The following is a 14,426-nucleotide window of genomic DNA, read 5'->3' on the forward strand; positions in this document are numbered from 1 at the left end:
CCCCCAGCAAACCATCCCCTACACCGGCAGGGTAATGCCAAACGTATTCCCCCCACCCTCACTGCGCACAAACACATCCCCGCCGTGCATCAAAGCGATCGCCTTCACAATCGCCAACCCCAGCCCGTGATTCGCCCCGCTGTTGCTGCGCGACGCATCCACCCGATAAAACCGCTCGAACAGCCGTGGCAAATGCTCCCTGGCAATCTCATCCCCAGGGTTGGTCACCCCAATCGCCACCTGATGCTCCTGCACCTCAATATTCACCTCGATAACCTGCCCCGCCGCGGTGTGCTGCACCGCATTACTGAGCAGATTAATCAACGCACGACGCAAGTGAGCTTTCTCGATCTGCACCAACGCATCGCCACGCACCCGCACTTGAACCTGGGCGTCTTCGAGGATGAAATCCAGGTAGTCGAGCGTGGTCGCCACCTCATCCGCCAGCGAGCTTTCGATCAGCTTGGTGGCCTTGCTGCCCTGGTCTGCACTGGCCAGGAACAGCATGTCATTGATGATCGAGCGCAACCGCTCCAACTCTTCAAGATTGGATTGCAGCACCTCGAAATAATGCTCAGCCGAACGCCCGCGCGTCAGCGCCACCTGCGTCTGGCCAATCAGGTTGGTCAGCGGCGAACGCAGCTCATGGGCCACATCGGCATTAAACGATTCCAGGCGTGAATAAGCCTGTTCCACCCGATCCAGCGTGGAGTTGAACGAGTTGACGAACTGGCTCAACTCCGGCGGCAACGGCGACAGTTGCAAGCGCCCCGAGAGCTTGGGCGGCGCAAGCTTCTGCGCTTCATCCGAGAGCTTGCCCAACGGCTTGAGGCCGATGCGTGACACCCAGAACCCCAACAGCGCCGCCAGCACCACGCCGACAAACGCCAGGCCGATCAGCGCCACCAGCAACTGATGCTGAGTCGCGCGGAAGTTTTCCGTGTCGATGGCGATCATAAAGCGCAGCGGCGGGCGCTGTTCTTTCGCCGCGAATTGGCTCACCAACACCTTGAACGGGTACTCGCGCCCCGGCAGGCGCAAGTCGCGCTTACCGGTCGGCCCTGCGGCGAACGCGCGGATCTGTGCATCCGGGTTGCCGTATTCATAGTTCGGATCGCTGCTCACCACCCAGAAGCGGATGCGCTTGTCTTCCTCACCGAGCAATTTCAGTTTGGCGGTGATTTTCGCCCAGTGGTCCGGTGTGCCAAAGCGGTTCACCGAGGATTCGAGCACGCTGTAGCGCGCATCCAGCTCGGCGCCCGGCAACAACCCAAGGCCGCGGTCCACTTGCTGGTACAGCGCGCCGCCAATCAACACGAAGATCAGCAGCGCCACCAGCGTGAACATACCGCTCAGGCGCAGGGCGATGGAGTTAGCCGACACTGCGGTTCTCCAGCACATACCCCATGCCACGAATGGTGTGCAGCAATTTGTGCTCGAACGGCCCGTCGAGCTTGGCGCGCAGGCGCTTGATTGCGACTTCGACGACGTTGGCGTCGCTGTCAAAGTTGATGTCCCAGACCATCTCGGCAATCGCCGTTTTCGAGAGGATTTCACCCTGGCGCCGTGCCAACACGCTGAGCAGGGAGAACTCCTTGGCGGTCAAGTCCAGGCGCAGGCCGTTACGACTGGCCTTGCGGCTGATCAAATCGATCCACAGGTCAGCGACGGTGACCTGTACCGGCTCATGCCCGCCGCTGCGACGGGTCAGCGCTTGCAGGCGCGCCACCAGTTCGAGGAACGAAAACGGTTTGCCCAAATAGTCGTCGGCGCCTTCGCGCAAGCCGCGAATGCGGTCTTCCACGCGCTCGCGGGCGGTGAGCATGATCACTGGCGTTTGCTTGCGCGCTCGCAGCGCGCGCAACACGCCGAAGCCGTCGAGGCCGGGCAGCATCACGTCGAGCACGATCACCGCGTAATCGTTTTCCAGCGCCAGGTGCAAGCCCTCGACGCCTTCACGCGCCACATCGACGGTGTAGCCCTGTTCCGTCAGGCCGCGGTGCAAGTAGTCCGCGGTTTTTTCTTCATCTTCAATAATCAGGACGCGCATGACCCCGCCTTTAGTGTGTGGTCGCCAGCGCCAGCGCTGGTTTGGGCCTGTGGAAAAACTTCTCAAGGTACAAGTATATGACCGGCGTGGTGAACAGCGTCAGCGCCTGGCTCACCAGCAAGCCGCCGACCACCGCAATCCCCAGCGGTTGGCGCAACTCCGCGCCCGGGCCAGAGCCGAGCATCAGCGGCACCGCGCCGAGCAGGGCGGCGAGGGTGGTCATGATGATCGGCCGGAACCGCGTGACACAGGCTTCATAAATCGCCTCCTCGGGCGCCAGCCCGCGCACGCGCTGGGCGTCCAGGGCAAAGTCGATCATCAGGATGCCGTTTTTCTTGACGATGCCGATCAGCAACACCAGGCCGATCAGGGCCATGATCGAAAAGTCCTGGCCCAGCAGCCACAGCATGATCAGCGCGCCCAAGCCTGCCGAAGGCAACGTCGAGATGATCGTCAGCGGGTGCACGAAACTCTCGTACAGCACACCCAGAATAATGTAGACCGCCACCAGCGCCGCGAGGATCAGCCAGGGCTGGCTGGCCAGCGAACTCTGGAACGCCTGGGCCGCGCCCTGGAATGTGCCGATCATGGTGGACGGCATGCCGATTTCATTCTTGGCCTGGTTAAGCATGATCACTGCATCGCCCAACGCCACGCCAGGCGCGAGGTTGAACGACAGGTTGGCGGCCGGGAACATGCCGTCATGGCTGATCGACAAGGGCCCCACGGTGGGCGGGTCGACCTTGGCCAGCGCCGACAGAGGCACCATTTCGTTGGTCAGCGGCGAGCGCAGGTAGAAGTAGTTCAGGCTCTCGGCCTTGCCACGTTGCTGGGTGTCGAGTTCCAGCACCACCTGGTACTGGTTGATTTCGGTCTGGAACTCGTTGATCTGGCGCTGACCGAAGGCGTCATACAGCGCCTGGTCGACATCGGTGGCGGTCAGGCCGAAGCGCGCGGCGGCCTGGCGGTCGATGCTGATGTGGGTGATGCTGCCGCCCAGTTGCAGGTCGTTGGACAGATCGCGAAAGGCCGGGTTGGCGCGCAGTTTTTCAGTCAGGCGCTGGGTCCAGGTGTTCAGCGTCGGGCCGTCGTTGCTCTTGAGCACGTATTGGTACTGGGCGCGGCTCGGGCCGGAGCTTAAGTTGATGTCCTGGCCGGCGCGCAGGTACAGCACGATGCCCGGCACCTTGGCCAGTTTCGGGCGGATGCGGTCGATGAACTGGCTGGCGGACACATCGCGGTCACCGCGGTCTTTCAAGGCGATCCAGAAGCGGCCGTTGGCGATGGTCTGGTTGCTGCCGGTCACGCCCACCGAGTGGGAAAAAGCTTCTACCGCCGGGTCGGCCTTGACGATCTCGGCCAGGGCTTTGTGCTTGGCGACCATGTCCGGGTACGACACGTCGGCCGCGGCCTCGCTGGTGCCGAGCACGAAACCGGTGTCCTGCACCGGGAAGAACCCCTTGGGGATAAAGATGTAGCCGACCACGGCCAGGGCCAGGGTCACCATGAAGATCGCCGCCATCGTGCGTTGATGAGCCAGCGCGCGGCGCAGGTTACGCGCGTAGCCGGCCAGCAGGCGTTCGCTGAAGCCGGGTTTGTCGTGGGCGTGATGGGTTGGCGCGCGCATGAACAGCGCGGCCAGCGTCGGCGCCAGCGTCAGTGACACCACCACCGAAATCAGGATGGTCGAGGTGGCCGTCAGTGCAAACTCCTTGAACAGCCGTCCGACCACGCCGCCCATGAACAGCAGCGGAATAAACGCCGCCACCAGCGAGAAGCTGATGGACACCACGGTAAAGCCAATCTCGCCGGAACCCTTGATCGCCGCTTCGCGTTTATCGAGGCCTGCCTCCAGATGGCGGTGAATGTTCTCCACCACCACGATGGCGTCGTCCACCACAAAGCCCACGGCAATGACGATCGCCACCAGCGTGAGGTTGTTCAGGCTGAAACCCAGTACATACATCAGCGCAAAACTGGCGATCAGCGACACGCCGAGCACGCTGGACACAATCATCGTTGCCGACAACTGACGCAGGAACAGCGCCATCACCGCCACCACCAGCAAGATGGCAATCAGCAACGTCACTTCCACTTCATGCAACGAGGCGCGAATCGTCTTGGTGCGGTCGGTCAAGACGCTGACCTGCACCGAGGCCGGCAACATGCCTTCCAGGCGTGGCAGCTCGGCTTGAATGCGGTCCACGGTTTCGACAATGTTGGCGCCGGGCTGGCGCGAAATCACCAGGTTCACGCCGGGCGTGTCGCCCGACCAGGCCTGTACGTAGGCGTTTTCCGAACCGTTGATGACTTTGGCGATATCACGCAGTTGAACCGGTGCGCCGTTCTTGTAGGAAACAATCAACTGGCCGTATTCATCCGGGTGAAACAGCTGGTCGTTGGTCGACAGGGTCGACACGCTGTTCTCCCCGTAAATCGCGCCCTTGGCCAGGTTCAAACTCGATTGCTGAATGGCCAGGCGCACGTCGGCGAGGGTCAGGCCAATCGCTGCGAGTTTGTCGGGCGAAGCCTGTACGCGAATCGCCGGGCGCTGCTGGCCGGTGATGTTGATCTGGCCGACGCCGTCGATCTGGCTGATCTGACGAGCCAGCAGGGTTTCCACGTAGTCGCTCAGCTCGGTGCTGGGCATGCTGTCGGAACTGACGCTGAGGATCAGCACCGGGCTGTCCGCCGGGTTGACCTTCTTCCAGGTCGGCAGGCTTGGCATGTCGCTGGGCAGTTTGCCGGAGGCGGTGTTGATCGCCGCTTGCACTTCCTGCGCGGCGGTATCGATGCTTTTGTTCAGGGTGAATTGCAGCGTCAGCAGGCTGGAGCCCAAGGCGCTGCTGGAGGTCATTTGCGTCATGCCGGGGATGGCGCTGAATTGCACCTCCAGCGGGGTGGCCACCGACGATGCCATGGTGTCCGGGCTGGCGCCGGGTAACTGCGCGGTGACCTGGATCGTCGGAAATTCCGCTTCCGGCAGTGGGGCGACGGCCAAGCGCGGGAAGGCGATCAACCCCAGCAGTACCAAGGCGAAGGTCAGCAGCAGGGTGGCGACCGGGTGGTCGACGCACCAGGCCGACGGCGAGCGGCTGCCGCTCATGGCTGCACCTTGGCGTCTACCGTCTGGATGGTTTGTGGCGGCTCCTTGAGCACTTCGACCTGGGCGCCGGCCTTGAGCCGCGACTGGCCGTCGCTGACCAATACATCCCCAGCCTGCACGCCCTTGATGATGTTCACGTCGCTGTCCTGGTAAGCGATTTGCACGGGCACAATCTCGACCTTGTCACCGTTGACCCGGTACACGAAATGCGAATCCAGGCCGCGCTGCACCACGGTCGGCGGCACCACCAGGGCATTCTTGTCGAGGGCGGTCTGGATCTTGATGGTCACCAGTTGCCCCGGCCACAGGCGCTGCGATGCATTCTTGAACTCGGCCTTGGCGCGCAAGGTGCCGGTGGTGGAGCTGATCTGGTTGTCGATCAGGCTCAAGTGGCCTTCACCGAGCAAGTCGCCGGTCTGGCCGTCGGTGTCGGCGCCCATGTAGGCGTCGACGCTGGCTTGAGTCGGCGATGCGATCAGGCCTTGCAGGGTCGGCAGCATTTGTTGCGGCAGTGAGAACTCCACCGCAATGGGGTCGATCTGCGTCACGGAGAACAAGCCCTGGGTATCACTCATGCGCAGGAAGTTGCCTTCATCCACCGTGCGAATGCCGACGCGACCTGTAACCGGAGAGCGAATCTGGGTGTAGGAAAGCTGTACTTGAGCGGAGTCGATGGCGGCCTGGTTGCCTTGCGCCGTGGCTTTGAGCTGGTTGACCAAGGCTTGTTGCTGGTCGTAGGTCTGCTTCGACACGCCGTCGTCGATGCTCAATTCCTTGTAGCGCTTGAGGTTGACCAGCGCGACTTGCAGTTGCGCCTGGCTTTCCCCCAGCTGCGCCTTGGCCTGGTCGAGGCTCGCGCGGATCGAGCGGTCATCGATGGTCGCCAGCAGGTCGCCGGTTTTGACCAATTGGCCTTCCTTGACCAGCAATTGGGTGAGGATGCCGTCGATTTGCGGGCGGATCACCACGCTGTGCAACGACAGCACCGAGCCGATGCCGCTGACAAAACGGGGAATGTCCTGTTGCACGACGCTCACCACCCGCACCGGAATTGCGCTTGGCGCCGCCAGTTTGGTCTTGGCGGGCCGGGTCACGGCCCAGGCTGCAATCGCCACTACCACGAGGACACCCACGGTCAGGGCGGTTTTTCGTTGAATGTGCATGGGGTGAGGCGCCGGGGCAAAGGGGTGGGAGAATGAAGATGCTTTCTTTATAGCCCGCCAACCCGGTCAGCACGGTGACTGCTAACTGACAGCGCTGTCAGTAAAGTCAGACCATTCGTACAGGCGGTGGTTAAAGATCTGGGGCGCGCAGGTATACTGCGCGCCAGCGCGGCCCGCAAGCCGGCCGCCGCCTCATTTTTTGCATGCCCGGAGCTTCCATGACTTCCCCGACACAATCCCCTGTTGAAGCGGCCGACCTCGTCGATCCGGCCAGCGCTGAAAGCGTTGAAAAAGCCGAGATCCCGGCGTTCAAGTTTCCGTTCAAGCCGGGTGAACTGGCCGGGGCCAAGAATGCTGCCCAGCCTTGGTACAAAAATGGCGCCAAAAACGGCCATACCAAGTCGCCAGGTATGGCGCCGCCGGGCACTCGCCGTTCGATGGGTAAACGCTGAGAGTAATCGGTCACCTATTTGTCGGCATTGCCTTACATCACTCGCTGATGTTTCTGATTGCAGGTGCACGACCCTTTCTTGAAAGCTTGCACAGCATTTGCTTCGCCCCGGATGGATTGCGCCGGGGCGTGGTGACGCTGGACTTTCCGGAAAAGGACGTACCTTGTGGTTTCGATACGTGTCTGTGTTGCGCCTGCCTTATCCCTGCTGGCCGCTGTTTTTTGCACGCCTGCAACAGCTGACGAACCACGGCGCGAGATCCGTTTCGCGGTCGCCGCGCAATTCCCGCCGTTCCAAAGCCGCAACCAGCACGATCAACTGGTGGGGCTCAATATCGACCTGGGAAACGCGTTGTGCCAGCAACTCAGTGTGCGTTGTACCTGGGTTGATCAGGTCCTGATGGAGAGTTTTCCTGCGCTGGAGGGCCGGCGGTTCGATGCGATCATGGGCATGGCGCCTACCTCCAGGCGGCGCCAATGGGTCAATTTCACGGATACGCTGTACCCGTTCACCACTCGGCTGGTAGGGCGCAAGGCCTCAGGCCTGATGCCGACGCTGCAGTCGCTCAGGGGCAAGCGGGTTGGCGTGCTGCTGGGGAGCAACCGCGAAGCCTTTGCTCGAATCAAGTGGGCGCCAGCGGGCGTCATCATCAAGAGTTTCTGGCTCAATGACGAATTGACGCGCAGCCTGGTAGCCGGCCATATCGATGCGACGCTGCAAGGCACGGTGGAAATCCGCAAGGCACTGCTCGACACCGCGCAGGGTCAGGATTTCGACTTCCTGGGTCCTGTTGTGTCGGCTGAACTGCTGGGTGATGGCGCGGCCATCGCGGTGCGCAAACCGGACACCGCCTTGCGCCAGGACCTCAACCGCGCGCTTGAACAACTGCGCCAGAGCGGTGAATACCAACGCATCGTGCAGCCCTACAATCTGAACGAGCCGCCTTCCGACCAGTGATGGCTAATTAATTGCGCGGAACATGAGCTGGATCAGTGTTCGCCCCCTGAGTGCGCTTAGAGTCGACGCCCTGCCGACTCCTCCAATAATTACGAGCGCGCTTATCCATGAAGATCAATCTGCCGGTCACCGGTCGGAATGTGGACTTTGCCCCCGACGCCAATATCCTCTCAACCACCGACCTGACCAGCGCGATGACCTACGCCAACCAGGATTTCATCGATGTCTGCGGCTATAGCCGTGACGAATTGCTTGGCTCGCCACATAACCTGTTGCGCCACCCCGATATGCCGCCTGCGGCGTTTGCGCACATGTGGCGGACCCTCAAAAGTGGCCGGTCCTGGATGGGCATGGTGAAAAACCGCTGCAAGAACGGCGACCACTATTGGGTCAGCGCCTATGCCACGCCGGTCACCCGCGAAGGGGCGACGGTGGAGTATCAGTCAGTGCGCACCAAGCCGGACCCGCGCACGGTGGCGGCGGCAGAACACGCTTATGCGCAGCTGCGCGCGGGTAAACGCCAGAGGCTGCCGACGCTCGGCATGGGCTTCAAGTTGTCGGCCTGGGTGGTCGGCAGCTGCGCGGTAACGTGGGCGTTGAGTCGGGGCCTGGCTTCTTATTCGCTGGCCTGGCAACTGCTGGCGCCGGCGGTTGGGTGTCTGATCGGGGCGATCGGGATCAAAGCGATCCTGCGTCCCTTGGCGCAACTCAATCAACGCGCGCGATTGATCGCCGACAACCCGTTGAGCCAGGCGATCTATACCGGGCGCAGCGATGAGTGCGGGCAGATCGAATTCGCCCTGCAAATGCTCGAAGCCCAAGTGGGCGCGGTGGTCGGGCGCATCGGCGATGCGTCCCAGCGGTTGGCGGGGCATGCTGCGCACCTGGTCAAGCACCTGCACAACAGTCACGCCAGCAGCCTTGGCCAACAGGCCCAGACTGATCAGGTGGCGGCGGCGATCCATCAGATGGCCGCCAGCGTGGCCGAGGTTGCCGACCATGCGCTGCAGGCTTCCCGGGCCGCGGACCAGGCCGGCAGCGAAACCCGTGAAGGCCATCAGCGCGTCGACGAAAGCCGTGATGCGGTGTTGCGTTTATCTCAGGAGTTGGCGCGCGCCACCGAAGTGATTCAGCAGTTGGAAAGCCACAGCGGTGAAATCAGCGGCGTGCTGGAAGTCATCCGGACAATTGCCGAGCAGACCAACCTGCTGGCCCTCAATGCGGCCATCGAGGCCGCGCGGGCTGGCGAGCAGGGCCGTGGTTTTGCCGTGGTCGCCGACGAAGTGCGCGGCCTGGCGCAGCGCACCCAGCAATCGACCAATGAAATCCAGCGCATGATCAGCACCCTGCAAGGCGGAGCCCGCGATGCGGTGCAAGCCATGTCACACAGCAGCGAGCATGTTGAGGCAAGTGTCGAGCAGGCACAGCGGGCGGCGGCGGCGCTGGATGGCATCAGCCAGCGTGTCACTCAGATCACCGCGATGAGTCAACAGATTGCCGCGGCGGTAGAGGAGCAGAGCGCGGTGAGCGAGGACATCAATCGCACTATCGTCGGCATCCGCAATGCCGGCGAAGCCACCGTCAGCGCCGGGCAGCAGAGCCAGTGCAGTTCAGGTGACGTGGCGGCGCTGGCGGAGGATCTACGTCTGCTTGCGCAGGAGTTCTGGGGCCGACGGCGCTGAGGCTAAAAAGCGTCTAGGCTGAATTTGGGAATTCTCCTATGAAACAAACAGGCGTGTCGTAGTTAAAGACCAGTCAGTGCTTGTTAGAACGTCGGGTGCGTTCGGGCCGTGAGTGATAGAGCACGGACGTCTCACACCACTTTTGAACAGGACAGGTCTATGACTACGACAAGAAGAATATTGGCGCTGGCGCTGATGATGTTGGCCGGGAGCGGATGCGCGGTGGCTCCCCCTCCCGTAAACCCGTGGAGCGAAATCCGCTTCGGCGTCGAGGCGGATGTACCGCCATTTGAATATCGCAACGAGCAAGGCGAACTCGTCGGGTTGGATATCGAGCTGGGCAACGCCTTGTGTGCTGAGCTCAACGCGCGCTGCGTGTGGGTCGATCAGCCTTATGCAACCAACCTTGCGGCGCTCCAGGCCGGGCGTTTTGACGCCATCATGCCGATGACCGCGACGCCGCCACGGCGCGAAACAGTCGACTTCACCCATCCGCTCTATGCCCTTGAAAGCCGATTGGTCGCGCCCACAGGTTCCAGTCTTTTACCCACGCCCGATTCGCTCAGGGGCAAACGCGTGGGCGTACTGACGGGCACCAGTCGAGCCGCGTTTGCGTTGGCACGGTGGGCGCCCAAAGGGGTGCAGGTACGTCAATTCAACCTCAATGCCGAGCTGATCAAGGCTTTGAAGGCCGGTGAGTTGGACGCGACCTTGCAAGACACGGTTGAAATCACCCAGGCGTTGCTGAACACCCCTCAAGGCAAAGCGTTTGCCTTCGCAGGGCCAGTGATCAATGACGAGTTGTTGGGCAGCGGCCCGGCCATTGCGGTGCGCAAAACCGACCCGCAATTAACCGCGGCGCTGAACAAGGCCCTGCAGCGTTTGAAGGACAGTGGCAAATACGCGGCCATTACCCAGCCTTATCTGGCACCGGCTGCGGCTGAATCCGCATCGGCCCGGATGATTTACACACCGGCGCAGGGTGGGTTTCCTTACTCGGAGGTGGTGCAGGTTGGGCACACCCTGTATCTCGCGGGCGTGTTGGGCCTGGATGAAAATGGCAAGTTGGTGCGCGGAGGCATTCGCGCAGAGACCGCCCAGGCCCTGGAAAACTTGCGGGGCACGCTCAAGACAAAGGGCTTGGCGATGGACAGGGTAGCCAAATGCACGGTGATTCTTGCCGATGTCAAAGATTTCCCGGCAATGAACGAGGTGTATGCCAGTTATTTCCCCGCAGGCCGGCTTCCTGCCCGAACCACCTTTGCCGCCGGCAAACTGCTGTTGAATGCGCGGATCGAAATCGAGTGTATCGCCAGCCTGTAAACTCTCGCAGGCGGCGGGCCTATGACGCCCGCAAGGAAATAAACGCGTAGTTGGCCGGCACCTGGGTGGCGATCCTGGCGCCGGCATCTAGCAGCTGTTCGGCAATATCCAGCCCGGACACATGAAACACCCACTCGTTGGCGACGGCCGGCTGATCGATCGCCAACTCCATCGCCTGGGCAAAGGCGTTCATGTCCGGCAGGTAGGCGGTAAACCCATCGCCCTTGAGCGCGGTGGTGCAAATGCCCAGCAGGGCGCACACGGCCTCTTTGGTCTGCACGTCATCGCGGTCGGCCTGGCGCGAGCGCTGAATCAACTGCGCCAATTCCAGGTCCATCAATTCGCCGCCGACGATCAGCGCCGGCCCCTGTTCCCAGGCTTGCGGCGGGCAGTCCTTGGCGCCAGGGTTGAGGGGGATATGCGGATTGATCTCCATCGGATAGATGCGACACACCAGCGGGCGGCGCTCATAGATGTTGCAGCGGTTGTCTTCGTCAAGATTCCGGCAGCGCCCGGCGTTGTAAGCGGCAAAGGTGATCGCCACAAACGCCTCGGTATTGCCGCTGGGCACCACCACCGAACGGCGCTCGGCGTGTTCGCGCTGTTGCAGGGGCAAGCCCAGGCCATCGGCGAGAAAACCCTCCACCAGAACGATGACGTTACCGCCGTCAGCCGCCCACTGCCGCGCTTCTTCGAGGGTCAGGGGCACATGATGGTCGGTGCAGCATTTGCCGCAACCCACGCAGGAAAAGTGAGTGTTCATGGAGGATCTGTCACCAGGCAAGGTCAGAGGGCACTCTTGAACAGTGACGGGTTTTTGCCTCTATGCACTGTTCTGCCTCTTGCGAAGCAAGTTATGCGCCAGTGCCTGTCAGTCCTCGGGCACCCGGTCGCGCAGCACAAAAACCATGCCCGCGCTTTCATACAGTTGTCGGGCGCGCAGGTTGCTTTCGCGCACCTTGAGGTCGACGTAGGGTTCGCCGCGTTGCTTGAACACCTCAAAGCTGTGCAGCAACAACGCGCGGCCCAGCCCCTGGCCCTGGGCGCAGGGATGCACGGAGAGGTTCTTAATAAACGCGCTGGTCCAGCACTGGGCTACACCGAGGATGCCCTCGGCGTTGCTGACCACCAGGCACAGCGTCGGATCGAATTCGGCATCGGTGACAAACTGCTGGCGCCATTGCGCCAGGCTGGCGACACGGCCGCCGCCCTGCTCCTGGGTCATGCGCAGCACCGCATGAATTGCCGGGGCCAGTTCATCACGGTAATGACCCAGCCGAATATCGGCCGGCCACTGCGGAGCGGGCAGGCTGCCGGTCAGGTCGCGGCGCAACAGGTGGAAGTATTGCGTCACCGGTTACAAGCCCTTTTGCGCCACAGTCTGGGCGGCAACCACCAGGCACTTGGTCAGTTCGGGCGAAGAGAACTTGGTCAGCACCGCGTCGGCACCGGCCAGGCGAGCCTTTTCACTGTTCATCGCGCTGTCCAAAGAAGTGTGCAGCAGCACGTACAGCTCCTGGAAATCCGGGGTTTCGCGCAGCGTACGGGTGAGGGCGTAGCCGTCCATTTCGGACATTTCGATGTCCGAGACCACCACGTTGATCTGCTCGACCGTGCCTTGCAGTTCCAGCAGCACGTCAATGGCTTCCTTGGCGCTGCGTGCGGTGTGGCAGGTCAAGCCGAGATTGCGCAGGGTGTGCACCGATTGCTGCAGGGCGACCTGGCTGTCGTCCACCACCAGAATCCGCGCGTTGCCGAGTACTTCGGCCTCCTCCATGGTCAGGTCGGTGGGCGCCGCTTCAACCGGTGCCGGGGCAATGCCGTGGATGACCTTTTCGATATCCAGCACTTGCACCAGCCCGCCTTCGACCTGGGTGACCCCGGTGATGAACGAGCGGTTGCCACCGGAGCCATACGGCGGCGGACGAATGTCGGTGGTCAGGCAATGCACAATCTTGCTTACCGCCTGCACATGCAAGCCCTGCTTGGAGCGGCTGACGTCAGTGACGATCAGGCAGCCGCCGTTGGGGTCTTCCAGGGGCATTTCGCCCAGCGCGCGGCTCAGGTCGATCACCGACAGCGAGGCACCGCGCAGCGTGGCGATGCCTTTGACGTGAGGGTGAGACTCCGGCAGCTTGGTCAGCGGCGGGCAGGGGATGATTTCGCTGACTTTCAGCAGGTTGATCGCCATCAGCTTGCCGCTGCGCAAGGTAAAGAGCAGAAGCGAGAGTGAATCTGCGCGGGCTTTGGTGGTGGACATAAAAACCTTCTGTGGATCAGAAATGACGATCTATAGAGGGTTATCGACTTGGGCGCGCCAGGCTTTAACCGGATTTATGCAGGGCTGGCGTGTGTGGGAGCGAGCAAGCCCGCTCCCACCGGGGGGAGGTGTCAGCCCTTCCAGACCTGTGGGTTCACCAAGTCCTGCGGGCGCTGGCCCAGCAATGCGCTGCGCAGGTTGTCCAGGGCGCGGTTGGCCATGGCTTCACGGGTTTCGTGGGTGGCCGAGCCGATGTGCGGCAGGGTTACGGCGTTGCTCAGCTGGAACAGCGGTGACTCGGCCAGCGGCTCCTGTTCATACACGTCCAGGCCGGCACCGCGAATCTTCCGGGTTTGCAGGGCGTCGATCAGCGCCGGCTCGTCCACCACCGGGCCACGGGAAATATTGATCAGGATCGCGCTGGATTTCATCAGGCCCAACTCGCGGGTGCTGATCAGGTGGCGGGTCTTGTCGCTCAATGGCACCACCAGGCAGACGAAGTCCGACTCGGCCAGCAATTGGTCGAGGCTGCGGAACTGGGCGCCCAATTCCTGTTCCAGCGCGGTCTTGCGGCTGTTGCCGCTGTACAGGATCGGCATATTGAAGCCCAGGCGTCCACGCCGGGCCACGGCGGCGCCGATGTTGCCCATGCCGACGATACCGAGGGTTTTGCCGTGTACATCGCAACCGAACAGTGGCGCGCCGACGCTGGCTTTCCACTGGCCGGCCTTGGTCCAGGCGTCCAGTTCGGTCACGCGGCGTGCACTGCTCATCAGCAGGGCGAAGGCCAGGTCGGCGGTGCTTTCGGTGAGTACGTCGGGGGTGTTGGTGAGCATGATTCCGCGTTCATTGAAGTAGGGCACGTCGTAGTTGTCGTAGCCTACTGACACGCTGGAGACCACCTCCAGGTTGCTTGCGCCTTCGAGCTGTGCGCGGCCGAGCTTGCGGCCTACGCCGATCAAACCATGGGCGTGGGGCAGGGCTTCGTTGAATTGAGCGTTGATGTCGCCCAGCTTGGGGTTGGGGGCGATGACGTCGAAATCCTGTTGCAGGCGTTCGATCATTTCCGGGGTGACACGGCTGAAGGCGAGGACGGTCTTTTTCATTGCAGGCGGGCTCATCGACTACGGAAGAATGCTAAGCACGCTAACATTCTTGGGGGATTGGGGGGAGCCTTTTGGTGCTGTTTGGTTGAGCGGTTGAGTACATATCCGTTGCTGCGGTCACGGCCACTTAGGGTTCCGCTCTTACAGCGGGTCACTTTTGGCAAACGCCCCAAAAGTAACCAAAAGGTCTTTGCCCCACCACTCGGCACCTCGCTTAGGCTCGGTGTGCCCTCACTCCGGCTTGAATCAGTGGGCCGCCGCGACGGGCCATCCATGGCCCAACACGGCTAACCCGGCGTCCTGCCGGGTTACCCACGGATTCAAGCC

12 protein-coding genes and 1 pseudogene are annotated in these 14,426 nt (G+C 62.1%); 5 read left to right on the forward strand and 8 right to left on the reverse strand.

All coding sequences use genetic code 11. From position 1 onward, the window contains the following. Positions 1-18 precede the first annotated feature (18 nt). From AACV02_RS04100 to AACV02_RS04115, 4 genes are read right to left on the reverse strand one after another with little or no spacing between them, the layout of a single operon-like run. Positions 19-1,383 (reverse strand): heavy metal sensor histidine kinase, encoded by a 1,365-nt coding sequence (locus AACV02_RS04100; RefSeq protein ID WP_119735567.1) that lies wholly within the window; start codon positions 1,381-1,383, stop codon positions 19-21. Continuing rightward, positions 1,373-2,050: a heavy metal response regulator transcription factor gene (locus AACV02_RS04105; RefSeq protein WP_053254480.1), complete on the reverse strand. Its 678-nt coding sequence runs from the start codon at positions 2,048-2,050 to the stop codon at positions 1,373-1,375. The genes AACV02_RS04100 and AACV02_RS04105 overlap by 11 nt, the downstream gene beginning before the upstream one ends. 10 nt (positions 2,051-2,060) lie before the next feature. Further along, positions 2,061-5,156 carry a multidrug efflux RND transporter permease subunit gene (locus AACV02_RS04110; RefSeq protein ID WP_119735568.1) on the reverse strand — a complete coding sequence of 1,032 codons (3,096 nt, stop codon included), beginning with the start codon at positions 5,154-5,156 and terminating at the stop codon, positions 2,061-2,063. Then, positions 5,153-6,319, reverse strand: coding sequence for an efflux RND transporter periplasmic adaptor subunit (locus AACV02_RS04115; protein ID WP_106579553.1), 1,167 nt, complete (start codon positions 6,317-6,319; stop codon positions 5,153-5,155). Before AACV02_RS04115 ends, AACV02_RS04110 begins: the two co-directional genes overlap by 4 nt. A gap of 218 nt (positions 6,320-6,537) precedes the next feature. Between AACV02_RS04115 and AACV02_RS04120 the strand changes: the two genes are divergently transcribed. From AACV02_RS04120 to AACV02_RS04135, 5 genes and pseudogenes are all read left to right on the forward strand, one after another. Next, complete coding sequence (locus AACV02_RS04120; RefSeq protein ID WP_106579552.1) at positions 6,538-6,771, forward strand: hypothetical protein; 234 nt, start codon at positions 6,538-6,540, stop codon at positions 6,769-6,771. Between the two features lie 165 nt (positions 6,772-6,936). Continuing rightward, on the forward strand, positions 6,937-7,728 hold the full coding sequence (locus AACV02_RS04125; protein WP_119735569.1) for a transporter substrate-binding domain-containing protein: 792 nt from the start codon (positions 6,937-6,939) through the stop codon (positions 7,726-7,728). A gap of 194 nt (positions 7,729-7,922) precedes the next feature. Next, positions 7,923-8,117, forward strand: a pseudogene (locus AACV02_RS30840) (PAS domain-containing protein); the annotation flags it as partial. 234 nt (positions 8,118-8,351) lie between these two features. Beyond that, positions 8,352-9,410, forward strand: a complete 1,059-nt coding sequence (locus AACV02_RS04130; RefSeq protein ID WP_372239716.1) for a methyl-accepting chemotaxis protein — start codon at positions 8,352-8,354, stop codon at positions 9,408-9,410. Positions 9,411-9,569: 159 nt separating this feature from the next. Continuing rightward, on the forward strand, positions 9,570-10,733 hold the full coding sequence (locus AACV02_RS04135) for a transporter substrate-binding domain-containing protein (RefSeq protein ID WP_234452617.1): 1,164 nt from the start codon (positions 9,570-9,572) through the stop codon (positions 10,731-10,733). A gap of 19 nt (positions 10,734-10,752) precedes the next feature. Here AACV02_RS04135 and AACV02_RS04140 read toward each other — a convergent pair whose 3' ends face one another. The 4 genes from AACV02_RS04140 to AACV02_RS04155 form a co-directional block, all read right to left on the reverse strand. Continuing rightward, the gene (locus tag AACV02_RS04140; protein ID WP_119735571.1) at positions 10,753-11,496 is read right to left on the reverse strand and encodes a YkgJ family cysteine cluster protein; all 744 of its coding nucleotides are present in this window, start codon (positions 11,494-11,496) and stop codon (positions 10,753-10,755) included. 108 nt (positions 11,497-11,604) lie between these two features. Beyond that, positions 11,605-12,087: a GNAT family N-acetyltransferase gene (locus tag AACV02_RS04145; protein ID WP_119735572.1), complete on the reverse strand. Its 483-nt coding sequence runs from the start codon at positions 12,085-12,087 to the stop codon at positions 11,605-11,607. Positions 12,088-12,090: 3 nt separating this feature from the next. Then, on the reverse strand, positions 12,091-12,993 hold the full coding sequence (locus tag AACV02_RS04150) for a chemotaxis protein CheV (RefSeq protein ID WP_106579548.1): 903 nt from the start codon (positions 12,991-12,993) through the stop codon (positions 12,091-12,093). Positions 12,994-13,124: 131 nt separating this feature from the next. Further along, a complete protein-coding gene (locus AACV02_RS04155) occupies positions 13,125-14,099 on the reverse strand; it encodes a 2-hydroxyacid dehydrogenase (RefSeq protein WP_119735573.1) in 975 nt (324 codons plus the stop codon). Positions 14,100-14,426 lie beyond the last annotated feature (327 nt).

The sequence above is a fragment of the Pseudomonas sp. Larv2_ips genome (assembly GCF_963879675.1).
Classification (GTDB): domain Bacteria; phylum Pseudomonadota; class Gammaproteobacteria; order Pseudomonadales; family Pseudomonadaceae; genus Aquipseudomonas.